The organism is Pseudomonas sp. B26(2017) (assembly GCF_002113045.1).
Lineage (GTDB): Bacteria > Pseudomonadota > Gammaproteobacteria > Pseudomonadales > Pseudomonadaceae > Aquipseudomonas.
In genome coordinates, this window is the sequence record NZ_NEJJ01000002.1 from 434,973 (window position 1) to 458,938 (window position 23,966).

The 23,966-nt window shown below is 60.2% G+C and carries 21 protein-coding genes; 16 read left to right on the plus strand and 5 right to left on the minus strand.

The features are described 5' to 3' along the window. Positions 1–40: 40 nt before the first annotated feature. Together CAF79_RS05045 and CAF79_RS05050 are read right to left on the minus strand one after the other, a co-directional pair. The gene (locus tag CAF79_RS05045; RefSeq protein ID WP_085696912.1) at positions 41–1,825 is read right to left on the minus strand and encodes a GspE/PulE family protein; all 1,785 of its coding nucleotides are present in this window, start codon (positions 1,823–1,825) and stop codon (positions 41–43) included. A gap of 90 nt (positions 1,826–1,915) precedes the next feature. Beyond that, on the minus strand, positions 1,916–2,254 hold the full coding sequence (locus CAF79_RS05050; RefSeq protein ID WP_085696913.1) for a hypothetical protein: 339 nt from the start codon (positions 2,252–2,254) through the stop codon (positions 1,916–1,918). A gap of 126 nt (positions 2,255–2,380) precedes the next feature. On the opposite strand from CAF79_RS05050, the gene CAF79_RS05055 reads away from it, so the two are divergent. Further along, a complete protein-coding gene (locus CAF79_RS05055) occupies positions 2,381–2,851 on the plus strand; it encodes an Lrp/AsnC family transcriptional regulator (RefSeq protein WP_007951785.1) in 471 nt (156 codons plus the stop codon). Between the two features lie 145 nt (positions 2,852–2,996). On the opposite strand, the gene CAF79_RS05060 is transcribed toward CAF79_RS05055, so the two are convergent. After that, the gene (locus CAF79_RS05060; RefSeq protein WP_085696914.1) at positions 2,997–4,367 is read right to left on the minus strand and encodes an inorganic triphosphatase; all 1,371 of its coding nucleotides are present in this window, start codon (positions 4,365–4,367) and stop codon (positions 2,997–2,999) included. A 156-nt stretch (positions 4,368–4,523) separates the two neighbouring features. Between CAF79_RS05060 and argE the strand changes: the two genes are divergently transcribed. From argE to CAF79_RS05125, 11 genes are all read left to right on the plus strand, one after another. Further along, positions 4,524–5,672: an acetylornithine deacetylase gene (gene argE, locus CAF79_RS05065; protein ID WP_085696915.1), complete on the plus strand. Its 1,149-nt coding sequence runs from the start codon at positions 4,524–4,526 to the stop codon at positions 5,670–5,672. Positions 5,673–5,807: 135 nt separating this feature from the next. Further along, entirely contained in the window at positions 5,808–7,106 is a 1,299-nt protein-coding gene (gene argA / locus CAF79_RS05070; protein ID WP_085696916.1) for an amino-acid N-acetyltransferase, read from the plus strand. A 553-nt stretch (positions 7,107–7,659) separates the two neighbouring features. Beyond that, entirely contained in the window at positions 7,660–8,988 is a 1,329-nt protein-coding gene (locus tag CAF79_RS05080) for an OprD family porin (RefSeq protein WP_085696917.1), read from the plus strand. A gap of 418 nt (positions 8,989–9,406) precedes the next feature. Beyond that, positions 9,407–10,774: an OprD family porin gene (locus CAF79_RS05085; RefSeq protein ID WP_085696918.1), complete on the plus strand. Its 1,368-nt coding sequence runs from the start codon at positions 9,407–9,409 to the stop codon at positions 10,772–10,774. 307 nt (positions 10,775–11,081) lie between these two features. Then, on the plus strand, positions 11,082–11,720 hold the full coding sequence (locus tag CAF79_RS05090; RefSeq protein ID WP_085696919.1) for a peroxiredoxin: 639 nt from the start codon (positions 11,082–11,084) through the stop codon (positions 11,718–11,720). A gap of 348 nt (positions 11,721–12,068) precedes the next feature. Next, complete coding sequence (gene ssuE, locus CAF79_RS05100; RefSeq protein WP_085696921.1) at positions 12,069–12,662, plus strand: NADPH-dependent FMN reductase; 594 nt, start codon at positions 12,069–12,071, stop codon at positions 12,660–12,662. Between the two features lie 90 nt (positions 12,663–12,752). Continuing rightward, positions 12,753–13,733: a sulfonate ABC transporter substrate-binding protein gene (locus tag CAF79_RS05105; protein WP_085696922.1), complete on the plus strand. Its 981-nt coding sequence runs from the start codon at positions 12,753–12,755 to the stop codon at positions 13,731–13,733. A gap of 25 nt (positions 13,734–13,758) precedes the next feature. Beyond that, positions 13,759–14,907: an FMNH2-dependent alkanesulfonate monooxygenase gene (gene ssuD, locus CAF79_RS05110; RefSeq protein WP_011336452.1), complete on the plus strand. Its 1,149-nt coding sequence runs from the start codon at positions 13,759–13,761 to the stop codon at positions 14,905–14,907. A 9-nt stretch (positions 14,908–14,916) separates the two neighbouring features. After that, positions 14,917–15,699, plus strand: a complete 783-nt coding sequence (gene ssuC / locus CAF79_RS05115; RefSeq protein WP_085696923.1) for an aliphatic sulfonate ABC transporter permease SsuC — start codon at positions 14,917–14,919, stop codon at positions 15,697–15,699. Further along, positions 15,696–16,502 (plus strand): aliphatic sulfonates ABC transporter ATP-binding protein, encoded by an 807-nt coding sequence (gene ssuB / locus CAF79_RS05120; RefSeq protein ID WP_085696924.1) that lies wholly within the window; start codon positions 15,696–15,698, stop codon positions 16,500–16,502. Before ssuC ends, ssuB begins: the two co-directional genes overlap by 4 nt. 27 nt (positions 16,503–16,529) lie before the next feature. Continuing rightward, positions 16,530–16,745, plus strand: coding sequence for a molybdopterin-binding protein (locus CAF79_RS05125; protein ID WP_065259896.1), 216 nt, complete (start codon positions 16,530–16,532; stop codon positions 16,743–16,745). Between the two features lie 178 nt (positions 16,746–16,923). Here the strand turns inward: CAF79_RS05125 and CAF79_RS05130 are convergent, their stop codons facing one another. Both CAF79_RS05130 and CAF79_RS05135 read right to left on the minus strand, forming a co-directional pair. Next, positions 16,924–17,550 (minus strand): TetR/AcrR family transcriptional regulator, encoded by a 627-nt coding sequence (locus CAF79_RS05130; RefSeq protein WP_085696925.1) that lies wholly within the window; start codon positions 17,548–17,550, stop codon positions 16,924–16,926. A gap of 118 nt (positions 17,551–17,668) precedes the next feature. Beyond that, a complete protein-coding gene (locus tag CAF79_RS05135; RefSeq protein ID WP_085696926.1) occupies positions 17,669–19,045 on the minus strand; it encodes a glutamine synthetase family protein in 1,377 nt (458 codons plus the stop codon). Positions 19,046–19,323: 278 nt separating this feature from the next. Here CAF79_RS05135 and CAF79_RS29415 point away from each other — a divergent pair, with 278 nt between their 5' ends. From CAF79_RS29415 to CAF79_RS05155, 4 genes are all read left to right on the plus strand, one after another. Continuing rightward, positions 19,324–19,680, plus strand: coding sequence for a gamma-glutamyl-gamma-aminobutyrate hydrolase family protein (locus tag CAF79_RS29415; protein ID WP_227233833.1), 357 nt, complete (start codon positions 19,324–19,326; stop codon positions 19,678–19,680). A 94-nt stretch (positions 19,681–19,774) separates the two neighbouring features. Continuing rightward, positions 19,775–21,133 carry a glutamine synthetase family protein gene (locus tag CAF79_RS05145; RefSeq protein ID WP_085696928.1) on the plus strand — a complete coding sequence of 453 codons (1,359 nt, stop codon included), beginning with the start codon at positions 19,775–19,777 and terminating at the stop codon, positions 21,131–21,133. A 56-nt stretch (positions 21,134–21,189) separates the two neighbouring features. Further along, on the plus strand, positions 21,190–22,554 hold the full coding sequence (locus CAF79_RS05150; RefSeq protein ID WP_085696929.1) for an aspartate aminotransferase family protein: 1,365 nt from the start codon (positions 21,190–21,192) through the stop codon (positions 22,552–22,554). Positions 22,555–22,725: 171 nt separating this feature from the next. Then, positions 22,726–23,838: a polyamine ABC transporter substrate-binding protein gene (locus CAF79_RS05155; protein WP_085696930.1), complete on the plus strand. Its 1,113-nt coding sequence runs from the start codon at positions 22,726–22,728 to the stop codon at positions 23,836–23,838. Positions 23,839–23,966: the final 128 nt, after the last annotated feature.

Here is a 23,966-nt window from a genome sequence, read left to right on the forward strand (position 1 = left end):
CGGTTGGATCGCCGTTTCCCCGATCCGGTTCCGTGAGCGGCTATTTCTGCTCGCTCTGGGGTGTCACCCGCAACACTTCCTCAAGGGTTGTCAGCCCTGCCGCGACTTTCTGTGCGCCGGACAATCGCAGGCTGCGCATGCCTTCCTTGAACGCCTGCCGGCGGATCGCGGTGAGATCGGTGTCGGGGCTGATCAAGGCCTTGAGGCTGTCGGTCAGTTGCATGATTTCGTAGACCCCGGCACGACCGTGATAACCGGTGTCGCGGCATTCCAGGCAACCGATGGCCCGTTGCGCATTGCCCGGCAGCGGCGCCTGCCACGGCCGGGTCAGGGTTTCCCAGTCTTCTTCGTCCAGAGTCAGCGGCGCCTTGCAGTGCGGGCACAGGGTTCGTACCAGTCGCTGCGCCATCACCCCGAGCACGGTGGCCTTGATCAGGTAATGCGGCACGCCGAGTTCCAGCAGGCGGCTGATGGCGCTCGGCGCATCGTTGGTATGCAGGGTCGAGAGCACCAGGTGCCCGGTCAGCGCCGCCTGGATTGCCATTTCGGCGGTCTCTAGGTCACGGATCTCGCCGATCATGATGATGTCCGGATCCTGCCGCATCAGCGCGCGCACGCCGGCGGCGAAGGTCAGGTCGATGTTGTGCTGGACCTGCATCTGGTTGAACGCCGGCTCGACCATCTCGATCGGATCCTCGATGGTGCAGAGGTTGACCTCCGGGGTCGCCAGTTTTTTCAGTGTGGTGTAGAGCGTGGTGGTCTTGCCCGAACCGGTCGGGCCCGTGACCAGAATGATGCCGTTGGGCTGGCGGGTCATGTCCTGCCAGCGCCGCAGGTCGTCGGCGGAAAACCCGAGCTGGTCGAAATCCTTGAGCAGCACCTCCGGGTCGAAGATCCGCATCACCATTTTTTCGCCGAACGCGGTGGGCAGGGTCGACAGCCGCAGCTCGACTTCGCCGCCGTCCGGGGTCTTGGTCTTGACCCGGCCGTCCTGGGGTTTGCGCTTCTCGGCAACGTTCATCCGGCCGAGGCTTTTCAGGCGGCTGACGATGGCCATCGTCACCTGCGGCGGAAATTGATAGACGTTGTGCAGCACACCGTCGATGCGAAAGCGAACCGTGCCTTGCTCGCGCCGGGGCTCGATGTGGATATCGCTGGCCCGCTGCTGGAAGGCGTACTGGAACAGCCAGTCGACGATGTTGACGATGTGGGCGTCGTTGGCGTCGGGTTCCTGATCGCTGGCACCGAGATTGAGCAGTTGCTCGAAGTTGCCGAGGTTGCCGCCCTGCGCATCGGCATTGCTGGCACCGCTGACCGATTTGGCGAGACGGAAGAACTCGACGCTGAAACGCTGAATGTCGGCGGGGTTGGCCACCACCCGTTTGATCGGCAGTTTCAGGACGTGAGTCAGATCCGCCTCCCAGCCGCTGACGTAGGGCTGGGCGCTGGCCACAGTGACCGCGTCGCGGTCGACCGAAACCGCGAGGATCTTGTGGCGCTGCGCAAACGCATAGGACATCAGCGGTGTGATGGCGGCGACGTTGATCTTCAGTGGATCGATCCGCAGATACGGCTGGCCGGCCTGCTGCGCCAGCCACAGGGTCAGGCTTTCCAGGTCGAGGTGTTTGCCCGGACGGCTGAGGTCGTCCAGTTGCTGGCTGGCGATGAATTCCAGCGGGTGCTTCTGGCCGTGGGCGGCATGCCGGCGCCGGGCATTCAGCGCCTGCTCGGCCGAGTCCTGGCAGATGAAACCCTGGGCGACCAGTTCACGCAGTACCTCATTGAGATCCAGCCAGCGGTCCTGAGTGGCGAGTTGAACGGGCATGCGGACTCCTTTTGAACGACAGTGCGCAAAGAATAGTCGTGGCCCCGCCGACCGTTGGGCCACTACCCGACGAAGACGTTTCGGCTCTTGTCAGCCGGCCGCCTGCGCCGGCGCATCCCACGCCGCGTCGGGGTTTTGCAGGTTTACCGAGCAGACGCTGATCAGGTTACGAAGTTTTTCCGCGATCACCTGGGCGCGGTGCCAGCTCAGGCCACCCATGACGATGTCGATCGATAGCAAATCGTCCATTCGCTGGACATTGACCTGTTCCGGGGTGAGGAACTGCAAGGCGAACAGGTTCAGCACGCGCACCAGCACATCCGGCTCGGCCTCGGCCAGGATCCGGTACTGCGCAAGGCAATGAGGGTTGCTGGCGTTCCACACATCGGCACGGGGCGCGGGGGTGTTGACGGCTTCGAGGTGTGGCATGGCAGGTCTCCGGAGTCAGTGGAGAAATTTTTACATTCGATGCCGGGCATTTCTTATCTAAGATGAGCCGATTCTGCGATTGATCGGCTGGATCAATTCGCTATTGGCTGATTCCGAGGATTATTTATGCACAGTGAGCTGGACAGTTACGACCGACGCATTCTCGCGTTGCTGCAAGAGGACGCTTCCCTGTCCAGCGCACAGATTGCCGAACAGGTCGGCCTGTCGCAGTCGCCCTGCTGGCGGCGAATTCAGCGAATGAAGGAGGAGGGGATCATTCGTGGTCAGGTGACCTTGCTCGATCGCAAGAAAATCGGCCTGAACACGCAGATCTTCGCCGAGATCAAACTCAACGCCCACGGCCGTTCGAACTTCACTGAATTCACCGAGGCGATTCGCGGCTTTCCCGAAGTGCTGGAGTGTTATGTGCTGATGGGGGCGGTGGATTTCCTGCTGCGGATCGTCGCGGCGGACATCGAGGCGTATGAGCGATTCTTCTTCGAAAAGCTGTCGCTGGTGCCGGGGATTCAGGAAGTGAACTCGATTGTGGCGTTGTCGGAGATCAAGTCGACGACGAGCCTGCCGGTACTGCGCTGATGATCGTTCCCACGCTCTGCGTGGGAATGCAGCCCGGGACGCTCCGCGTCCCAAAGCGGACGCAGAGCGTCCATTGAGGCATTCCCACGCAGACGGTTCGACGCCTCGACGTGGGAACGATCACAGTCTGCTGGCGATGGCGGTGTTACATGCGCAGCAGCATTTTCCAGGCGCGATTCTGGTACACCGCAATCGCCTGATGCTTGCGTGCATCGAGCAGTTCGTCGGTGATGGTCGGCTCGTTGGCCAGTTGCGCCAGTTTGTTCAGCTCGCCGTACAGACGATCCATTTCCGGGATGTCCAGCACGTTGCGCGCGTGGTGCAGCCAGACCTGGATGCGCTCGATGCGCGGCAGTTGCTCGGCCAGATCTTCCGGTTGCTGCTGATAACGCTGCAATTGCAGCGAAGTGGCTTCTTCGCCCAGCAGGCGCGGCAGCCAGCTTTGCAACTGCGCGGCACCCTGGCGATTGCCACGGGTGTTGCGGTCAGCCGTCCAGGTGCGGGCCAGCAACCAGCGCGAAGCGTTCAGCGAGAACAGGCCCCAGCGCGGGTCTTCCAGTTCTTCGAGGAACTGCTCCGGCGCGGCTTTGCGCACGTCTTCGTCTTCGATGCCGACCTGTACCAGCGGGCGCCAGTCTTCCAGCAGTGCATCCAGCGCAACGCGCAAGTCGTGGGTCGACTGACGGGGCGCAGCCTGGCCAAGGCTGCTCAGCAGGGCGCGCATTTCCGCAAGGTTCTCGACCCAGTCCTGCAGCAGGCGCCAGTGACCGTTGAAACGATACTGTTCGGCCAGACGTTGACTGCTGCCGAGCAAGTGCCAGGCCAGGGCGGCGAAGGCGTCGTCCAGCGGCGTTTCGGCGGTAATGGCCGGCGCCGGCAGGCTCAGCGAGTAGCTGTTGGCGTCGTACAGGCGATAACCGCGCTCGGCCTTGCTGATGTCGCACGGCATCAGGGCCAGGGTTTCGGCCAGTTCGGCGGCCAGTTCCAGCAGTGCGGCAGGTTCGCCTTCGCGCAGTTCCAGTTCCAGCTCGCAGATTTCTTCTTTCTGCTTGCCGACCACCACGTGGCCCAGGTCCAGCGCGGCTTCGATGACCACTTTGGTCTTGCCACGGCCCCAGGCGATTTCGGCGCGTTCGCGGACGAAATCGGTGGTGAAGATCGGTTTCAGGGTTTTCTTGTCCAGCTCGGCAAGGGACTCGGGCCAGCACTCGCCGTCGAGTTTCTTCACGTCGAGCTTGGCTTTGGGCAGGTGCCAGTCGTACTCGTTACGTTCGGACAGGCCGGCGACGCTCTGGCCACGGGTCTTGAGGGTCTGAATCACTTCTTCACCGTCCTTGCGCAGGCGCAGGGCAACCTTGGCCCGGGCCAGGTCACGCTCGGGCGTGTCGAAGTATTGATTCATCAACTCACGGCGTTCCCAGCCACTTTTGTTGCGTTTTTTCAGGAGAGGGTGCTCGCGCAGGGCGGCGAGGGTTTCGCGGCTGACGCGGAGTTTGATTTCGGTTTCTTTCTGCATGGCCGGAAAATCCAGGATCGGGAGCGCAGCCGGGGGAATGTGTGGCTGCCAAGGTCGTGCAGTGTACAGGACTGAACCTTCCTACGCTTTGCGGCGGTTTATTCTCGGCGCCGGATGGTTCTATGATGAACCTCAATCCGGGAGTTGGAGTCAGCGATGCCTTTGCCGTCCATGCAAGACCAGTTCGCTGCACTGATCGCCGCGCCGTCGGTCAGTTGCACCCAGCCGGGCCTCGATCAGTCCAACCGGGCGGTGATCGACCTGCTCGCGGGCTGGCTCGGCGACCTCGGTTTCGCTTGCGACATCCAGCAGGTCAGCCCCGGGAAATTCAACCTGCTCGCCAGTTTCGGCAGCGGCCCCGGCGGGCTGGTGCTGGCCGGGCACAGCGACACGGTGCCGTACGACGATGTGCTGTGGAAAACCGACCCGCTGAAACTCACCGAAGTCGATGGCCGCTGGGTCGGCCTCGGCAGTTGCGACATGAAGGGCTTTTTCGCCCTGATCATCGAAGCCGTGCAACCGCTGCTCGACCAGCCGTTCAAGCAACCGCTGCTGATCCTTGCCACCTGCGATGAAGAAAGCTCGATGTCCGGTGCCAGGGCGCTGGCTGAAGCGGGGCGGCCGCTGGGCCGGGCGGCGGTGATCGGCGAGCCGACCGGGCTCAAGCCGATCCGCATGCACAAGGGCATCATGATGGAGCGCATCGATATCCTCGGGCAGAGCGGCCATTCGTCGGATCCGCGTCTGGGACACAGCGCTCTCGAAGCAATGCACGACGCCATCGGCGAACTGCGCGGCCTGCGCCTGTTGTGGCAGCGCGAATTCAACAACCCGCAGTTCAGCGTGCCGCAGCCGACCATGAACTTCGGCTGTATCCACGGTGGCGACAACCCCAACCGCATCTGCGGCCAGTGTTCGCTGGAATTCGACCTGCGGCCGCTGCCGGGGATGGACCCCAAGGTCTTGCGCAGCGAGATTCTGCACAGGCTCAATCCGGTCGCCGAACGCCATCAGGTGAAGATCGATTACGCACCGCTGTTTCCCGAAGTGCCGCCGTTCGAGCAGGCCGAAGACGCGGAACTGGTGCGAATTGCCGAAAAACTCACCGGCCACGCGGCCGAAGCGGTAGCGTTCGGCACCGAAGCGCCTTATCTTCAGCGCCTTGGCTGCGAAACCATCGTCCTCGGCCCCGGCGACATCGCTTGTGCGCACCAGCCGGACGAGTACCTCGAAATGTCACGTTTGCAGCCTACCGTGCATCTATTGCGGCAGTTGATCGAACATTACTGTCTCAAAGCTGTATAAATTGCCCACACACCCACCCGTATTCATGAGGAGAGCGCGCGTGTCGCCAAGCCTGTTCCGACGATAACCATCAGCCCGCTGTGCGTTTTCCGTTTCGCCCCTTTTCCGGCTGCTATTTATTACAGGCCCAGGTTCATGCCCGAATACGTCAATTGGCTTCGCCACGCGTCTCCCTATATCAATGCTCACCGCGATTGCACCTTCGTCGTCATGCTTCCGGGCGACGGCGTCGAGCATCCGAATTTCGGCAATATCGTCCACGACATCGTGCTGCTGCACAGCCTCGGCGTGCGGCTGGTGCTGGTTCATGGTTCTCGCCCACAGATTGAAACCCGTCTCGCCGCCCGCGGCCTGACCCCGCACTACCACCACGGCATGCGCATCACTGATGCCGCGACGCTGGAGTGCGTGATCGACGCGGTCGGCCAGCTGCGCATCGCCATCGAAGCGCGGCTGTCGATGGACATGGCTTCGTCGCCGATGCAGGGCTCGCGTCTGCGGGTGGCCAGCGGCAACCTCGTGACGGCACGGCCGATCGGCGTGCTGGAAGGTGTCGACTATCACCACACCGGCGAAGTGCGCCGGGTCGACCGCAAGGGCATCAACCGCCTGCTTGACGAGCGCTCCATCGTGCTGCTGTCGCCGCTGGGCTATTCGCCGACCGGTGAAATCTTCAACCTGGCCTGTGAAGACGTGGCGACCCGTGCTGCGATCGATCTGGGTGCCGACAAGCTGCTGCTGTTCGGTGCCGACCCCGGTCTGATCGACGAAAACGGCAAACTGGTGCGTGAGCTGCGCCCGCAACAGGTGCCGGCGCACTTGCAGCGTCTGGGCAGCAACTATCAGGCGGAACTGCTGGATGCTGCTGCCGAAGCCTGTCGTGGCGGCGTGGCGCGCAGCCATATCGTCAGTTATGCCGAGGACGGTGCGCTGCTGACCGAACTGTTCACCCGTGACGGTGGCGGTACGCTGGTGGCCCAGGAGCAATTCGAACTGGTGCGCGAGGCGGCTATTGAGGATGTCGGCGGCTTGCTCGATCTGATCAGCCCGCTGGAGGAGCAGGGGATTCTGGTGCGTCGCTCCCGTGAAGTGCTGGAGCGTGAAATCGAGCAGTTCAGCGTGGTCGAGCGTGAAGGAATGATCATCGCCTGTGCGGCGCTGTATCAGATTGCCGATTCGGATGCCGGCGAGCTGGCGTGCCTGGCGGTGAATCCCGAGTATCGCCATGGCGGTCGCGGCGACGAACTGCTCGAGCGCATCGAAACCCGCGCCCGGGCGCAGGGCCTGAAGACCCTGTTCGTCCTCACCACCCGCACGGCCCACTGGTTCCGCGAGCGCGGTTTCGAACCGAGCAGCGTCGAGCGCCTGCCGGCGGCGCGGGCTTCGCTCTATAACTATCAGCGCAATTCGAAGATCTTCGAAAAGACGCTTTGATTCATCAGGCTGTGGGGCAGCAGATGCAGGCCGCAAGCTCCCCACTCAGCCGCTTTCTGCAGTCCCCCCCTGATTCAACATCACTGAACACGATTGCTGCATCGAGCCAGGTCAATTCGGCAAGGCGGATGCGTTGTGCGTGAAAAAAATATCCCGATACACAAACTGTAACAATTGATCTGGATATTGCGCGGGTTGGCGGTTGTTGTGATGGAAATGTTTCCGGATTGCTTCAGCACAAATCACTCTCGACAGGGTGATTCAAATACTCTTCAGAAATTGATCGTCGCGTTCGCGTGGGGAGCACTCGAGCCTTTAAACACGGGGTTTAAATTCCTAAAGGGTATTAGAAAAGAAGACATCAATTCTTTTCGGATTCATGACGAACTCATGAAACTGCATGGACCAAAAAACCGGAGATTAGACTATGGTCGTAGACACACATGGTTACGATTGACTTGTGAGTCACGCTCTGGCGCTAATCGCTAACCTTGGGACTCGGGCGTCGATCCGGGCCGGGAAAACAAGAATTAGAAACGAGAGGAGCTTGACAATGAATAAGTCCACCTTGGCCGTGGCTGTGGCCTTTGGGGTATTGGCGCAGCAGGCAGGTGCCGCGGGTTTCATCGAAGACAGCAAGGCTTCCCTGAGCTCCCGCACCATGTACTACAACAACGATAACCGTGATGGCGGCGCCGATCAGAAAGAGACCGCGCAGGGCTTCAAGTTCGATTACCTCTCCGGTTTCACTCAGGGCACGGTCGGGTTTGGTCTGGATGTGCAGGCGATCAGCGGCATTCACCTGGATGGTGGACGTGGGCACCACCCGGACAGCAACACGTTCTCCCCAAGTGATTCCGACGGCTCGGCAACACATTCCTGGAGCCGCATAGCGGGTAACGTCAAGGCACGTCTGTCCAAGACCGAAGCTCACTTGGGTGGTGCTCTGCAACCTAACTTGCCGATTCTGGTCGCGAACGATAGCCGCCTGCTGCCTCAAACCTTCGAGGGTGGCACGGTCACCTCCAAGGAAATCGACAACGTCACCTTCAACGCCGGTCAGCTCGAGCATGCAGTGGGTCGTGCCTCGACAAACAGCACTGGCCTGGCAGTGGCTGGTGGTACGCAGGACAGCAATCAGTTCCGCTATGCAGGCGCCGACTGGAAGGTCACCAAAGACCTGACCCTGCAGTACTACCACTCCAACCTGCAGGATTATTACAAGCAGAACTTCTTCGGCCTGGTGCATGTTCTTCCGATCGGCACCAACCAGTCGTTCAAGACCGATATCCGCTATTTTGACAGCAGCTCCGATGGCAAGAACGGGGAGGCAGGCTACCGCTTCAATAACAACGGTGGTTATGCCAGGAACCCGGGCGAGGTCGATAACAAGACCTGGAGCGCCATGTTCACATACACCTTGGGTGGCAACGCATTCTTGCTCGGCCATCAACGCGTCAACGATGACGGTGGTTTCGTCTACTTGAACCAAGGCAACGTGGTGGATGGCAACGGTCGTCCCGAAGGTGCCGGTGGGACCAGTTTCTATTTGTTCACTGACGCCATGGTTAACGGCTTTGTCCGTGCCGGTGAAAACACCACCTTCGGACAGTATTCCTATGACTTCGCAGGTCTGGGCGTACCGGGCCTCAAAGCCTCGATCGCTTATCTGCATGGCGAAAACATCAAGGCAACGAACGGTACCGGTAGCGACATGTCCGAGTGGGAGCGAGACATGCGTATTGATTACACCGTTCAAGAGGGCGTACTCAAAGGCTTCGGCGTGACACTGCGCAATGGTGTTTATCGTGGCAGCCAGATCAATATTGCCGATCAGGATCAGACCCGTCTGATCTTCAACTACACCTATAGCTTCCTGTAAAAAATGCTGAAAAAGACCTTGCCGCTCGGCAAGGTTTTTTTTGCCTTTTATTCCATATTCCTGAATGTTACTTATTGAGTGTTTTTTATTCTTTTTGTGTTTTTCGGCGTCAGTCTAGAGTAGACCGTCCGATGTCCGGAATGCGCTGCGGTGTTTTGGCATTTTTGTCCCTCGACAATCTAAAGGGTTCAGGAATCGGCGTTTGAGCCGATACCTCGATTCTGTCGCGCGTTTGTATATGTCTCGACGTTCTTAAAAAGAGTGGAACAATTCTTTTCGAGATTATGACGAGGTATGCTTCCGCGGCTTTGACGGGGCTAAGAGATCCGCAGCGTTAGGTGTTTCAGGTTTTCGGGCAATTGATCCGGAGCCGACAGCAAAAAAAAAGCAAAAGAAATAGAAACGAGAGGAGCGAAACATGAACAAGTCCACCTTGGCCCTGGCCGTGGCCGTAGGGGTTTTGGCGCAGCAGGCAGGCGCCGCCGGTTTCATCGAAGACAGCAAGGCCACCCTGGGGCTGCGTAACTTCTACATCAACACTGACAACCGCGACAGCGCTGCCAAAACCGCCTCCGGCGTGCAGAGCAAGAACGAAGAATGGGGCCAAGGCTTCGATCTGCGTTTCATCTCCGGTTACACCCAAGGCACCGTAGGCTTCGGTATTGATGCTATCGGCCTGCTGGGCGTTCGTCTGGATTCGGGTGGCGGCACTAACGGCGCCACTGGCGCTTCTTACGGCGGCACCGTGTTCCCAAGCAAGTCCAACGGTGAAGCGGTTGATAATTTCTCCAGCCTGGGCCTGACTGCCAAGGCCAAGATCTCCCAGACCGAACTGAAGCTGGGTACTCTGCAGCCGAAGAACCCGGTTATCGTGACCAACGATGGCCGTCTGCTGCCACAAACCTGGCAGGGCGGTCAGATCACTTCCGGCGAGATCAAGGACCTGACTCTGGTTGGCGGTCAGATCGAAGAAGTGAAAGGTCGTAACTCCAGCAACAACGAAAACCTGTCGATCGGTGGTGCCAACTCCCGTGGCGCAACTTTCCGCGACAGCAACAAATTCATCTACGCCGGCGGTGACTACAAGATCACCAAAGACCTGACTGCCCAGTACTACTACGGCAACCTGGAAGACTTCTACAAGCAACACTTCCTGGGTCTGGTTCACAACTGGGCAATCGGCCCAGGCGTGCTGAAGTCCGACTTCCGTTATTTCAACAGCTCCGATGACGGTGCCAACGGCCATGATTCGAACTATTTCAGTTCGGGTAACTACCAAGGCTTCCGTGCTGGTCGCGGTAAAGTCGACAACAACCTGTACAGCGGCTTGTTCCTGTACACCGTGGCCGGTCACACCTTCGGTGGCGGCTATCAGGTTTCCAATGGCAGCAGCGACTTCCCTTGGCTGAACCAAGGTGATGGTTCGTCGAACTACACCATCACCGACATGCAAATCCAGAAGTTCGGCCGTGCCGGCGAGCGCACCTGGCAAGCACGCTACTCGTACGACTTCGCGAAAGTCGGCCTGCCAGGCCTGACCGCCGGTGTGGTTTACCTGCGTGGCGATAACATCGACACCATCGCCAACACGCCTGCTCACCCGGTGGCTGGCAGCGGTCGTTCCGAGTGGGAACGCGACCTGACTGTTGGTTACGTGGTACCAGAAGGCCCGCTGAAAAACCTGGGTCTGATGTGGAAAAACGCTACCTGGCGCAACGACATTCCAGGTCAGCGTGACCAGGACGAAAACCGCCTGATCGTCAGCTACTCGATCCCGCTGCTGTAATAGCGCGCTCCTGCACTGATGTAAAAAGCCCGATGTAAAAAAGCCCCGTCCGGCATCGCGCCGGACGGGGCTTTTGCGTTTCGGGTCCGGCTCACCCCCGTAAGCCTTTCCCGATGTTCCCCTCTTTACAGCAACTCAAGGCCTTCTCGAACCTTGTGGGCGATGTTCGTCGCGATGCTGCGGGGCGTCCAGTGAACAGATGTTTAATATTCAATAACGATATAAATATCTCGTTATTTATTCTTTTTCAGAAGAACAAATCCCGAGCTACAGTTGAGGTCTCCAACAACTCATCAGGAGCCGCACCATGAGCCTCAGACTTGGCGATATCGCCCCCGATTTCGAACAGGATTCCAGCGCCGGCAAGATTCGTTTCCACGAATGGCTGGGCGATAGCTGGGGCGTGCTGTTTTCTCACCCGGCGGACTTCACCCCGGTCTGCACCACCGAGTTGGGCTTCACTGCCAAGCTCAAGGATGAGTTCAGCAAACGTGGCGTGAAAGCCATTGCGCTGTCGGTCGATCCGGTGGATTCGCACCACAAGTGGATCGAAGACATCAACGAAACGCAGAACACCATCGTCAACTTCCCGATCCTGGCCGACGCCGATCGCAAGGTCTCCGATCTGTACGATCTGATCCATCCGAACGCCAACGACACCCTGACCGTGCGTTCGCTGTTCGTGATCGATCCGAACAAGAAGATCCGCCTGACCATCACCTACCCGGCGAGCACCGGGCGCAACTTCCACGAGATTCTGCGGGTGATCGATTCGCTGCAGCTCACCGACAACTACAAGGTGGCCACCCCGGCCAACTGGCAGGACGGTGAAGACGTGGTGATCGTGCCGTCGCTCAAGGACGAAGACGAAATCAGGCAACGCTTTCCGAAGGGCTACCGCGCGGTGAAGCCCTACCTGCGCCTGACCCCACAGCCGAACAAGTGATCTGACCGGGCACACCTCGTTGCAGATCGTTCCCACGCTCCGCGTGGGAATGCCGCCCGTGACGCTCTGCGTCACAGTGGACGCGGAGCGTCCATGGATTCATTCCCACGCAGAGCGTGGGAACGATCATCAGTGCTAGGGAGCGATCAGTACGAACACGATGCAGGGTTTCAGGCCGTTTTCACGGCCTGTTTTTTTGCCCGCAGGAAAGTGAAATACATATATCTTTAAAGAATAACCAAATGAATAAATATGATTTATGGATATATAAATGAGCTGGTAAGGTCACTGTCATTGAAGCGAGACCGCAACCCGCGAATCGCCTGTAACGCGCAAGGAATCTTCTGAATGCTGGTCGTCTCACTCGGTGGCAGTCCCAGTCAACGTTCCCGCTCAGGGGTGTTGCTGGAGCGCTCGCAACGCTGGTTGCAGCAGCAAGGGGTGGAAGTGGTGAGTTATCAGGTGCGGGACTTTCCGGCTGAAGACCTGCTCCACGCCCGCTTCGACAGCCCGAAGGTGCTCCACCTGCTGCAACAGATTGAAAACGCCGATGGCCTGCTGATCGCCACGCCGGTGTACAAGGCGTCGTTTTCCGGCGCTCTGAAGACCGTGCTGGATCTGCTGCCCGAACGTGCGCTGAACCACAAGATTGTTTTGCCGATGGCCACCGGCGGCAGCATCGCCCACATGCTGGTGGTCGATTACGCCCTCAAACCTGTGCTGTCGGCATTGAAAGCCCAGGAAATGCTGCAAGGGATTTTTGCCGAGGACAGCCAGATCGCCTACGGCGAGGGCAGTGCCCAGGCGCAGCTGGCACCGGCGCTGGAGCAGCGGTTGCATGAAGCGCTGGACCAGTTTGTCAGCGCCATGGCCCGTCGGCCGAAGCCACTGGAGCCGGGGTTGTTGAACGAACGTTTGTTGAGTGCTCGCTGGAGCATTTAAGCCACATCGAAATTTGAAGTACTGGCCTTACTCGCCCGCCAACGGGCAAGCAGGTGCAGCCAAAACCCAACAGCAAAAAAGGAGAGCGCTATGCGCACTGTATTTTTGCGTCGTGGTCTGGTCGCTCTGTTTGCTGCGGCTGTGTCCTTCGGCGCCATCACTCAAGCTCAAGCCGAGACGCTAAGAATCGGTTATCAGAAGTACGGCACCCTGGTGCTGCTCAAAGCCAAGGGCACCCTGGAAAAACGCCTCGCCGCCCAAGGCGTCGACGTGCAATGGACTGAATTCCCCGGCGGCCCGCAATTGCTGGAAGGCCTGAACGTCGGCTCGATCGACTTCGGTGTCACCGGCGAAACCCCACCGGTCTTCGCCCAGGCAGCCGGTGCCGACCTGCTCTACGTCGCCTACGAGCCACCAGCGCCGAACAGCGAAGCGATCCTCGTGCCGAAAGATTCGCCGATCAAATCGGTGGCGGATCTCAAGGGCAGGAAAGTCGCCCTGAACAAAGGCTCCAACGTTCACTACCTGCTGGTGCGTGCGCTGGAAGACGCCGGCCTCAAGTACACCGACATTCAAACCGTATTCCTGCCGCCGGCCGATGCCCGCGCCGCGTTCGAACGTGGCAGCGTCGACGCCTGGGTCATCTGGGACCCCTACCAGGCCGCCGCCGAGAAACAGCTGCAAGCGCACACCCTGCGTGACGGCAAAGGCATCGTCGACAACCACCAGTTCTACCTGGCGACCAAACCCTATGCACAGAAAAATCCCGAGGTGATCAAGACCCTCGTGGACGAAGTGCGCGCCGTCGGCGAGTGGTCCAAAGCCAACCCGCAAGACGTCACCCAACAGGTGTCGCCGCTGCTCGGCCTGCCGGCAGACATCACCCTGACCTCGGTGAAACGCCAGGGCTATGGCGCGCTGTTCCTGACCCCGGAAGTGGTCGCCGCACAACAGAAAATCGCCGACACCTTCTACCAGCTCAAGCTGATTCCCAAGCCGCTGAGCATCAAGGACGTGATCTGGACCCCACCGGCCGCTGTGGCCCAAAGCTCGGCCACCCAGGCCCAGTAATTCGAATCCCCAAGGAGACCACTCCATGAGCCTCAACATCTTCTGGTTTCTGCCGACCCACGGCGACGGCCATTACCTTGGCACCGCCGAAGGCGCCCGCGCCGTCGACCACGGCTATCTGCAACAGGTCGCGCAAGCGGCGGATCGACTGGGTTTCGGCGGCGTGCTGATTCCCACCGGCCGTTCCTGCGAGGACTCGTGGCTGGTGGCGGCCTCGCTGATCCCGGTGACCCAGCGTCTGAAATTCCTCGTCGCCCTACGCCCCGGGATCATTTCCCCGACGGTGGCGGCGCGTCAGGCCGCGACCCTGGATCGTCTATCCGGCGGCCGTGCGCTGTTCAACCTGGTGACCGGTGGCGATCCGGAAGAGTTGGCGGGTGACGGTCTGTTCCTCGATCACGAAGCGCGCTATCAGGCCTCGGTGGAATTCACCCGGATCTGGCGCCGTGTGCTGGAGGGCGAAACCGTGGATTACGACGGCGAGCACATCAGCGTGAAGGGCGCCAAATTGCTCTATCCGCCGATCCAGCAACCGCGTCCGCCACTGTACTTTGGCGGCTCGTCGGAAGCCGCGCAGGATCTGGCCGCCGAGCAAGTGGAAATGGTGCTGACCTGGGGCGAGCCGCCTGCGGCAGTCGCCGAGAAGATCGAACAGGTTCGCGCCAAGGCTGCCAAGCTCGGCCGCACCGTACGCTTCGGCATCCGTCTGCATGTGATCGTGCGGGAAACCAACGCCGAAGCCTGGCAAGCGGCGGATCGTCTGATTTCTCATCTGGACGACGACACCATCAAGCGTGCCCAGGCCTCGCTGGCGCGGTTCGATTCGGTCGGTCAGCAACGCATGGCCGCGCTGCACGGCGGCAGCCGCGACAACCTCGAAGTCAGCCCGAACCTGTGGGCCGGCGTCGGTCTGGTGCGCGGCGGTGCCGGTACGGCGCTGGTCGGCGACGGCCCGACCGTGGCGGCACGGGTGAAGGAGTACGCGGATCTGGGCATCGATACCTTCATCTTCTCCGGTTATCCACACCTCGAAGAATCCTATCGCGTGGCCGAGCTGCTGTTTCCGCACCTCGACGTCGAGCGCCCGGAACTGCCGAAAAGCGCCGGTTACGTCAGCCCGTTCGGCGAGATGGTGGCCAACGACATTCTTCCCAAAGCCGCGTCCCAGAGCTGAGGCGCTGCCATGAAGAAATTTATCCACAGCCTCGCGCCCTGGGCGTTGCCGGTGTTGTTGCTGGGGGTGTGGCAGTTGTCGGTGTCGGCCGGTTGGTTGTCGACGCGGATTCTGCCGGCACCGGTGGCGGTGATCGAAGCCGGCGTGAGTCTGGTGCGCAGCGGCGAAATCTGGATGCACCTGGCAATTAGCGGCTGGCGCGCCGCGCTGGGCTTCACCATCGGTGGCAGCATCGGCCTGGTGCTGGGGTTCATCACCGGTCTGTCGAAGTGGGGCGAGCGTCTGCTCGACAGCTCGGTACAGATGATCCGCAACGTGCCGCACCTGGCGCTGATTCCGCTGGTGATTCTGTGGTTCGGCATCGACGAGTCGGCGAAGATTTTTCTGGTGGCGTTGGGCACGTTGTTCCCGATCTACCTCAACACCTATCACGGCATCCGCAACGTCGATCCGGCGCTGGTGGAGATGGCGCGCAGTTATGGCCTGTCCGGTTTCAGCCTGTTCTGGCAGGTGATTCTGCCGGGCGCGCTGCCTTCGATTCTGGTCGGTGTGCGCTTCGCCCTTGGCTTCATGTGGCTGACGCTGATCGTGGCAGAAACCATTTCTGCCAGCTCCGGCATCGGTTACCTGGCGATGAACGCCCGGGAGTTTTTGCAGACCGACGTGGTGGTGCTGGCGATTTTGCTGTACGCGGTGCTCGGCAAGCTGGCCGACCTCGCTGCCCGTGGCCTTGAGCGCGTCTGGCTACGCTGGCATCCGGCGTATCAAGTGGCCAAAGGAGGTGCGGCATGACCGCTCAACAACCTCCACGCCTGCTGCGCGGGATTCCGCTGGCGGTGCGCAACCTGCGAAAGACCTTCGGCGCGCGGCAGGTGCTGCGAGACATCGATCTGCACATTCCGGCGGGGCAGTTCGTCGCTGTGGTCGGGCGCAGCGGATGCGGCAAAAGCACCTTGCTGCGCTTGCTGGCCGGCCTCGATCAACCCACCGGCGGCGATCTGCTGGCGGGTGCTGCACCGCTCAGCGATGCCCGGGATGACACCCGGCTGATGTTCCAGGAAGCGCGGCTGCTGCCGTGGAAAAAGATCATCGACAACGTCGGTCTCGGCCTCAAGGGCGACTGGCGCCCGCAGGCCTTGCAGGCGCTGGATGCAGTCGGTCTCGCCGATCGCGCCAGTGAATGGCCGGCGGCGTTGTCCGGCGGGCAGAAGCAGCGCGTGGCGCTGGCTCGGGCGCTGATTCATCAACCGCGTCTTTTGCTGCTCGACGAGCCGCTGGGTGCGCTGGATGCGCTGACCCGGATCGAGATGCAGCAACTGATCGAACGTCTCTGGCAACAACATGGTTTCACCGTGTTGCTGGTGACCCACGACGTCAGCGAAGCGGTGGCGATTGCCGACCGGGTGATTCTGATCGAGGACGGCGAAATCGGTCTCGATCTGCCAATAGAGCTGCCGCGCCCTCGGGTACGAGGCTCACATCGCCTGGCCGCGCTGGAAACCGAAGTACTCAATCGTGTGTTGTCCCTGCCCGGCGAGCCGCCGGCGCCGGAACCCGTTTCACCCTTGCCGACGCAACTGCGTTGGGCTCAATAACTCAAGCAAACGACAGGAATCAATGCCATGACTATCAAAGCCATCAACGTACGCAACCAGTTCAAAGGCTCGATCAAGGAGATCGTTCTCGGCGACGTGCTGTCGGAAATCGACGTGCAGACCGCTTCCGGCATCGTCACGTCGGTGATCACCACCCGTTCGGTCAAGGAACTGGAACTGGAGGTCGGCAGCGAAGTGATCGCCTTCGTGAAATCCACCGAGGTGTCCATCGCCAAGTTGTAAGTCTGTGAGTAAAAAAACAACCCCGAAGGGTGTGAGCCCTTCGGGGTTTTTTATGGTCAGTGCGGTCGAGTGATCGTTCCCACGCTCCGCGTGGGAATGCAGCCCGTGACGCTCCGCGTCACTGGACGCGGAGCGTCCCCAGAGGCATTCCCACGCAGAGCGTGGGAACGATCATGTCTCAGCGTTTGGGCAGATAGGGCGGCAGATACAGCCCGACATAGGCATCGAACACTCGCATCCCTTCTTCGGCCATGCGCGGGGTGATCTGCCCATGCTGCTGCACCGAACGGGCGTAGACGCGGTCGCCCAGTTCCATGGCCAGCGCGAACACATCCACGTCATCCGGCAGGCGCGGCAGTTCGAAGTGATGATCGAACAGCTTGTGCATCAGGTCGCCGAGTTCGAGGTCGTGCTGGCGGTCGGCCTGGGTGACTTCGGTCAGGCCGTGTTGCGCGAGGATCAGTTGCCGGGCGGCGGCATCCTCGCCGTAGATCTGCAGCATCCGCTCTTCGACCAGCCGCGACAGGTCACGCCAGTTGCGCAGGGCGGCGTGGTCGATCGGCGCTTGCAGGCAGGCGCGGAAGGCTGCGTGCACGTCCGCCGTCAGGGCTTCAAGCAGCGCCGGGACGCTGGCGAAGAAGTGGTAGACCGAGGAGGGCGGAATCTGCGCGCGCTCGGCCACGCTGTAGATCGACAGGCTCGCCACGCCCTCGGCGGCCAGCAGCGTGCGTGCGGCGTCGAGTATCGAATCGATCCGCGCCTGACTGCGGGCACGGGGTTTGCGGACGGGGGCGGGACGCGTCATGAAAGTCTCCTGCGGGGCAGCGGGCATTGTACGCAGAGCTTGAATCTCTGCCACAGAGGCCAATAAAAAAACGCCGCTGGCTGAGAAGCCAACGGCGTTTTCGTTTGCTGCAATCCGCTTAAACGGTGTGCAGGTACCAGTTGTACTCGAGGTCGGAGATGGAGTGTTCGAACTCCTCCAGCTCGCTCTCTTTACAGGCGACGAAGATATCGATGTATTTCGGATCGATGTACTTGGCCATCACCTCGCTGTCGTCCAGCTCGCGCAGGGCATCGCGCAAGTTGTTCGGCAGGCTCTGCTCGTTCTGCTCGTAGCTGTTGCCTTCGGTCGGGGCCGGTGGCTCGATCTTGTTGGTCAGACCATGGTGCACGCCCGCCAGCACCGATGCCATCAGCAGGTACGGGTTGGCGTCGGCGCCGGCCACGCGGTGTTCCAGACGGACCGCGTCGGCGGAGCCGGTCGGTACGCGCAGGGCCACGGTGCGGTTGTCCAGGCCCCAGCTCGGCGAGTTCGGCACGTAGAACTGTGCGCCGAAACGACGGTAGGAGTTGACGTTCGGGCAGAGGAAAGCCATCTGCGCGGGCAGGGTCTCGAGCACACCGCCGATCGCGTGACGCAGCGCGGCGTTCTGCTCGGGATCCTCGCTGGCAAAAATGTTTTTGCCTTGTTTGTCGAGAACCGAAATGTGGACGTGCAGACCGTTGCCTGCCTGGCCCGGGTACGGCTTGGCCATGAAAGTGGTGTCCATTTCATGGTCGTAGGCGATGTTCTTGATCAGACGCTTGAGCAGGACTGCGTAGTCGCACGCCTTGATCGGGTCGGCGACGTGGTGCAGGTTCACTTCGAACTGCGCCGGGGCACTTTCCTTGACGATGGCGTCGGCCGGGATACCTTGCTCTTTGGCACCTTCCAGAATGTCCTGGAGGCAGTCGACGTACTCGTCGAGGTCGTCGATCAGGTAGACCTGGGTCGAGTGCGGACGTTTGCCGGAGATCGGCGAGCGTGGCGGCTGAGGGCGGCCGTTCACGTTTTCCTGGTCGATCAGGTAGAACTCGAGTTCGAATGCGGCGCAGATGGTCAGGCCAAGCTCGTCAAACTTTGCAACAACTTGACGGAGCACTTCGCGCGGATCGGCGAAGAAAGGGTCACCTTCGAGTTCGTGCATGGTCATCAACAGTTGCGCGGTCGGGCGCTTCTGCCATGGCTCGTTGCACAGGGTATCGGGGATTGGATAGCAGATACGGTCGGCGTCGCCGATGTCCAGGCCCAGGCCGGTGCTTTCCACCGTCGAACCATTGATATCCAGAGCAAATAGAGAGGCCGGCAGGTTGATGCCTTTCTCGTAAACCTTGTGGAGGCTGGTGCGTTCGATGCGCTTGCCGCGCACCACACCATTCATATCCGCAATCAGAAGGTCAACGTACAGAACCTCAGGATGTTCCTTAAGGAACGCGTTCGCTTCGTTAAGCTGAACGGCACGCGGGGGTACCGACATGATGCAACACCTTTGTTGTTAAAAATATCAATCATTGATCTTTTCTGGTTTCAGTCAACCCGAACGGCCTGCCGAAGTCAAGCGAGGCCTTTTCTGCCCTGAAAAAGCGCCACGAGGGCATTTATGGGGCACTTTGGGGCATTTTTTTATCCGTGAAGGACGCGCCACCCGCAGGCTTGAGCAGGCCGTGTTGTATTTTTTACGGGGGTGTTGTGTAAAAAAATGAACAAGGCTAAGCTCGGGTCAAACCCATAACAGCAATAATACCGGGGTGCTTCATGTCTCGCCTGCCGTTAATCGGCGTCACCGACTGCTCTTTGCAGTCCGGTCTGCATGCTTATCACATCAGTGGCGACACGTCCGTCCGCAGCACGGCCCGCAAGGCCTGCAACGTGCCAGCGATCTCCCTGCCCATGGCAGATCGAGCGGCAGCGTCCGATATTCCGGACGTGTGCGAGGGCATCCTCTTTAACGGTTCTACTTTCAATATAGATCTCTTTCCCGCTCCCGGCCTGCATCGCGTCCGTCGCCGTGCCCGTGATTCTGCACACCCGGAATGTGCACAGGAAATGCAACACCAGCGTAAAGGGCAGGTAAGCTCCTCCTTCATTGTCTATGCGCGGTGCCAGGCGTAAGCCGGCACTGCGCGCGAGCAAGGCCCTTTAACGCGACGCCTGGTGCGTCAAACATTGCCTGACATCTGTCAGGAGACTCAGCCCAGAGGCATTTATGAGTAACAACCTCGACCAGCTCACCGATTGGTTGAAAGACCACAAGATCACAGAAGTCGAATGCATGATCGGCGACTTGACCGGCATCACCCGGGGCAAGATCTCGCCGACCAACAAGTTCATCGCCGAAAAAGGCATGCGTCTGCCAGAGAGCGTTCTGTTGCAGACCGTGACCGGCGACTACGTCGAAGACGACATCTATTACGAACTGCTCGACCCGGCCGACATCGACATGATCTGCCGTCCCGACCAGAACGCCGTGTACCTGGTGCCATGGGCCATCGAGCCGACCGCCCAGGTGATCCACGACACCTACGACAAGCAAGGCAACCCGATCGAGCTGTCGCCGCGCAACGTCCTCAAAAAAGTCCTGAAACTCTATGCCGACAAGGGCTGGCAGCCGATCGTGGCGCCGGAAATGGAGTTCTACCTGACCAAGCGCAGCGACGACCCGGACTATCCGTTGCAGCCGCCGGTCGGCCGTTCCGGACGTCCGGAGATCGGTCGCCAATCGTTCTCCATCGAAGCGGCGAACGAATTCGATCCACTGTTCGAAGATGTCTACGACTGGTGCGAATTGCAGGAGCTGGACCTCGATACGCTGATCCACGAGGACGGCACGGCGCAGATGGAAATCAACTTCCGTCACGGCGATGCGTTGTCGCTGGCCGACCAGATTCTGGTGTTCAAGCGCACCATGCGTGAGGCTGCGCTGAAGCACAACGTGGCCGCGACCTTCATGGCCAAGCCGATGACCGGCGAGCCGGGCAGTGCGATGCACCTGCACCAGAGCATCGTCGACATCGAGACCGGCAAGAACGTGTTCTCCAATGACGACGGCACCATGAGCCAGCTGTTCCTGCACCACATCGGTGGCTTGCAGAAGCTGATCCCTGAATTGCTGCCGCTGTTCGCTCCGAACGTCAACTCGTTCCGCCGCTTCTTGCCGGACACCTCGGCGCCGGTGAACGTGGAGTGGGGCGAAGAAAACCGCACCGTGGGCCTGCGCGTCCCGGACGCCGGCCCGCAGAACCGTCGGGTGGAAAACCGTCTGCCGGGCGCGGACGCCAACCCGTACCTGGCGATTGCCGCAAGCCTGCTCTGCGGCTACATCGGCATGGTCGAAGGCATCAACCCGAGCGCGCCAGTCGTGGGCCGTGGTTACGAGCGCCGCAACCTGCGCCTGCCGCTGACCATCGAGGACGCCCTGGAGCGCATGGAAAACAGCGCGACCATCGAGAAATATCTGGGCAAGACCTTTATCACCGGCTACGTCGCGGTCAAGCGGGCCGAGCATGAAAACTTCAAGCGCGTGATCAGTTCCTGGGAGCGTGAATACCTGCTCTTCGCCGTCTGATACGCCGGGCGCGGTGGCCAGCCGCCGCGCCTTCACCGATAACAAGGAGAATTGGCATGACCAGCAACAACCCGCAAACCCGTGAGTGGCAAGCCCTCAGCAGCGATCACCACCTGGCCCCTTTCAGCGACTTCAAGCAGCTGAAAGAAAAGGGTCCACGGATCATCACCAACGCCAAGGGCGTGTACCTGTGGGACAGCGAGGGCAACAAGATCCTCGATGGCATGGCGGGTCTGTGGTGTGTGGCGATCGGTTATGGACGCGATGAGCTGGCCGATGCGGCCGCCAGACAAATGCGCGAACTGCCTTACTACAACCTGTTCTTCCAGACCGCGCACCCGCCGGCGCTGGAACTGGCCAAGGCCATCGCCGACGTGGCGCCGGAAGGCATGAACCACGTGTTCTTCACCGGTTCCGGCTCCGAAGGCAACGACACCATGCTGCGCATGGTTCGCCACTACTGGGCGATCAAGGGCCAGCCGAACAAGAAAGTCATCATCAGCCGCAAGAACGGCTACCACGGCTCCACCGTGGCCGGCGCGAGCCTGGGCGGCATGACCTACATGCATGAACAGGGCGACTTGCCGATTCCGGGCATCGTCCACATCGCCCAGCCGTACTGGTTTGCCGAAGGCGGCGACATGACCCCGGAAGAGTTCGGGATCTGGGCGGCCAATCAGCTGGAAGAGAAGATTCTCGAAGTCGGCGTGGACAACGTCGGTGCCTTCATTGCCGAGCCGATCCAGGGCGCCGGCGGCGTGATCATTCCGCCAGACACCTACTGGCCGCGCATCAAGGAAATCCTCGCCAAGTACGACATTCTGTTCGTGGCTGACGAAGTGATCTGCGGTTTCGGCCGTACCGGCGAATGGTTCGGCAGTGATTTCTACGACCTCAAGCCGCACATGATGACCATCGCCAAAGGCCTGACGTCCGGCTACATCCCGATGGGTGGCCTGATCGTGCGTGACGAAGTGGTGGCGGTGCTCAACGAGGGCGGCGATTTCAACCACGGCTTCACCTACTCCGGTCACCCGGTGGCGGCGGCGGTGGGTCTGGAAAACATCCGGATTCTGCGCGAAGAGAAAATCATCGAACGCGCCCACGAAGAAACGGCACCGTATTTGCAGAAACGTCTGCGCGAACTGAACGATCACCCGTTGGTGGGTGAAGTGCGCGGGGTCGGTCTGCTGGGGGCCATCGAGCTGGTGCAGGACAAGGCCACTCGCAAGCGTTACGAAGGCAAGGGTGTGGGCATGATCTGCCGCCAGTTCTGCTTCGACAACGGGCTGATCATGCGTGCCGTGGGCGACACCATGATCATCGCGCCGCCGCTGGTGATCAGCAAGGCGGAGATCGACGAGCTGGTTACAAAGGCACGCAAGTGCCTGGATCTGACCCTGAGTGCGTTGCAGGGCTAAGTGCTAGGCTCAGAGCGATGGAGCTGTTGCGAAGTCGCTCGGAACTGTCAGAAAGGCTGGTCTTTTCTTGAAAGACCGCCTCGGATCTTGCCAGACTAGTCGCGGTTCCAGTTGTCCGGGTTCGGCCGCTGAACAAAGTGGTTCAAAAAAGAAAATTTGGAGCATTAACGCATGAAGGCATTAGGCAAAAAGCTCGCTGGCAAGACTCTGCTCGCCATGTCCCTGATGGGCGTGATGGCGGGTGCGGTTCAGGCGGACGACAAGGTGTTGCACGTTTACAACTGGTCCGACTACATCGCGCCGGACACGGTTGCCAATTTCGAAAAAGAGACGGGCATCAAGGTCGTCTATGACGTTTTCGACAGCAACGAAACCCTGGAAGCCAAGCTGCTGGCCGGCAAGTCCGGTTACGACATCGTGGTGCCTTCCAACAACTTCCTGGCCAAGCAGATCAAGGCCGGCGTTTATCAGGAACTGGACAAGTCCAAGCTGACGAACTGGAAGAACCTCGACGAAGACCTGCTCAAGGCCGTTGGCGACGCCAGCGACCCGGGCAACAAGCACGCGTTCCCGTACATGTGGGGTTCGATCGGCATCGGTTACAACCCGGAGAAGGTCAAGGCCGCGCTGGGCATCGACAAGATCGATTCCTGGGACATCGTGTTCAAGCCTGAAAACATCGAGAAGCTGAAAAGCTGCGGCGTGAGCTTCCTCGACGCTCCGACCGAAATGATTCCGGCGGCTTTGCACTACCTGGGCAAACCGACCAACAGCAAAGACAAGGCTGACCTGAAAGCCGCCGAGGACCTGTTCCTCAAAGTGCGTCCTTCGATTGCCTACTTCCACTCCTCGAAGTACATCTCGGACCTGGCCAACGGCAACATCTGCGTGGCGGTCGGTTACTCGGGTGACCTGGAACAATCCAAGACCCGCGCCAAGGAAGCCGGTGACAAGGTCAAACTGGCCTACACCATTCCGAAAGAAGGTGCCGGTACTTTCTACGACATGGTCGCCATTCCCAAGGATGCCGAAAACGTCGAAGCCGCCTACAAGTTCATGAACTACCTGCTCGAGCCGAAAGTGATGGCCGAAATCACCAACGCCGTGCGTTTCCCGAACGGCAACAAGGCGGCCACGGCGCTTGTGGACAAGGAAATCACCAGCGATCCGAGCATCTACCCTTCGGCTGAAGTGAAGAAGCAGCTCTATGCGATCAGCGATCTGGACGCAGCCACCCTGCGTCTGATCACTCGCAGCTGGACCAAGATCAAATCCGGTAAATAAGCCGGTTTGAAGCTGTCATCGCTGGCCGTCGCCTTCATCCGGGCGGCCAGCGGTGCAATTAAATGACAGAAAGTTTTGCTGGAACGGTTTTTCGAAGGTAAGTTGCGCGCCGGTTTTGTTGCCGGGCA

What these genes read in the sequence shown, in the direction of transcription:
- CAF79_RS05045 (WP_085696912.1), bottom strand. Translation starts at nt 1,825, where the DNA reads ATGCCCGTTCAACTCGCCACTCAGGACCGCTGGCTGGATCTCAATGAG.
- CAF79_RS05050 (WP_085696913.1), bottom strand. Translation starts at nt 2,254, where the DNA reads ATGCCACACCTCGAAGCCGTCAACACCCCCGCGCCCCGTGCCGATGTG.
- CAF79_RS05055 (WP_007951785.1), top strand. Translation starts at nt 2,381, where the DNA reads ATGCACAGTGAGCTGGACAGTTACGACCGACGCATTCTCGCGTTGCTG.
- CAF79_RS05060 (WP_085696914.1), bottom strand. Translation starts at nt 4,367, where the DNA reads ATGCAGAAAGAAACCGAAATCAAACTCCGCGTCAGCCGCGAAACCCTC.
- argE (WP_085696915.1), top strand. Translation starts at nt 4,524, where the DNA reads ATGCCTTTGCCGTCCATGCAAGACCAGTTCGCTGCACTGATCGCCGCG.
- argA (WP_085696916.1), top strand. Translation starts at nt 5,808, where the DNA reads ATGCCCGAATACGTCAATTGGCTTCGCCACGCGTCTCCCTATATCAAT.
- CAF79_RS05080 (WP_085696917.1), top strand. Translation starts at nt 7,660, where the DNA reads ATGAATAAGTCCACCTTGGCCGTGGCTGTGGCCTTTGGGGTATTGGCG.
- CAF79_RS05085 (WP_085696918.1), top strand. Translation starts at nt 9,407, where the DNA reads ATGAACAAGTCCACCTTGGCCCTGGCCGTGGCCGTAGGGGTTTTGGCG.
- CAF79_RS05090 (WP_085696919.1), top strand. Translation starts at nt 11,082, where the DNA reads ATGAGCCTCAGACTTGGCGATATCGCCCCCGATTTCGAACAGGATTCC.
- ssuE (WP_085696921.1), top strand. Translation starts at nt 12,069, where the DNA reads ATGCTGGTCGTCTCACTCGGTGGCAGTCCCAGTCAACGTTCCCGCTCA.
- CAF79_RS05105 (WP_085696922.1), top strand. Translation starts at nt 12,753, where the DNA reads ATGCGCACTGTATTTTTGCGTCGTGGTCTGGTCGCTCTGTTTGCTGCG.
- ssuD (WP_011336452.1), top strand. Translation starts at nt 13,759, where the DNA reads ATGAGCCTCAACATCTTCTGGTTTCTGCCGACCCACGGCGACGGCCAT.
- ssuC (WP_085696923.1), top strand. Translation starts at nt 14,917, where the DNA reads ATGAAGAAATTTATCCACAGCCTCGCGCCCTGGGCGTTGCCGGTGTTG.
- ssuB (WP_085696924.1), top strand. Translation starts at nt 15,696, where the DNA reads ATGACCGCTCAACAACCTCCACGCCTGCTGCGCGGGATTCCGCTGGCG.
- CAF79_RS05125 (WP_065259896.1), top strand. Translation starts at nt 16,530, where the DNA reads ATGACTATCAAAGCCATCAACGTACGCAACCAGTTCAAAGGCTCGATC.
- CAF79_RS05130 (WP_085696925.1), bottom strand. Translation starts at nt 17,550, where the DNA reads ATGACGCGTCCCGCCCCCGTCCGCAAACCCCGTGCCCGCAGTCAGGCG.
- CAF79_RS05135 (WP_085696926.1), bottom strand. Translation starts at nt 19,045, where the DNA reads ATGTCGGTACCCCCGCGTGCCGTTCAGCTTAACGAAGCGAACGCGTTC.
- CAF79_RS29415 (WP_227233833.1), top strand. Translation starts at nt 19,324, where the DNA reads ATGTCTCGCCTGCCGTTAATCGGCGTCACCGACTGCTCTTTGCAGTCC.
- CAF79_RS05145 (WP_085696928.1), top strand. Translation starts at nt 19,775, where the DNA reads ATGAGTAACAACCTCGACCAGCTCACCGATTGGTTGAAAGACCACAAG.
- CAF79_RS05150 (WP_085696929.1), top strand. Translation starts at nt 21,190, where the DNA reads ATGACCAGCAACAACCCGCAAACCCGTGAGTGGCAAGCCCTCAGCAGC.
- CAF79_RS05155 (WP_085696930.1), top strand. Translation starts at nt 22,726, where the DNA reads ATGAAGGCATTAGGCAAAAAGCTCGCTGGCAAGACTCTGCTCGCCATG.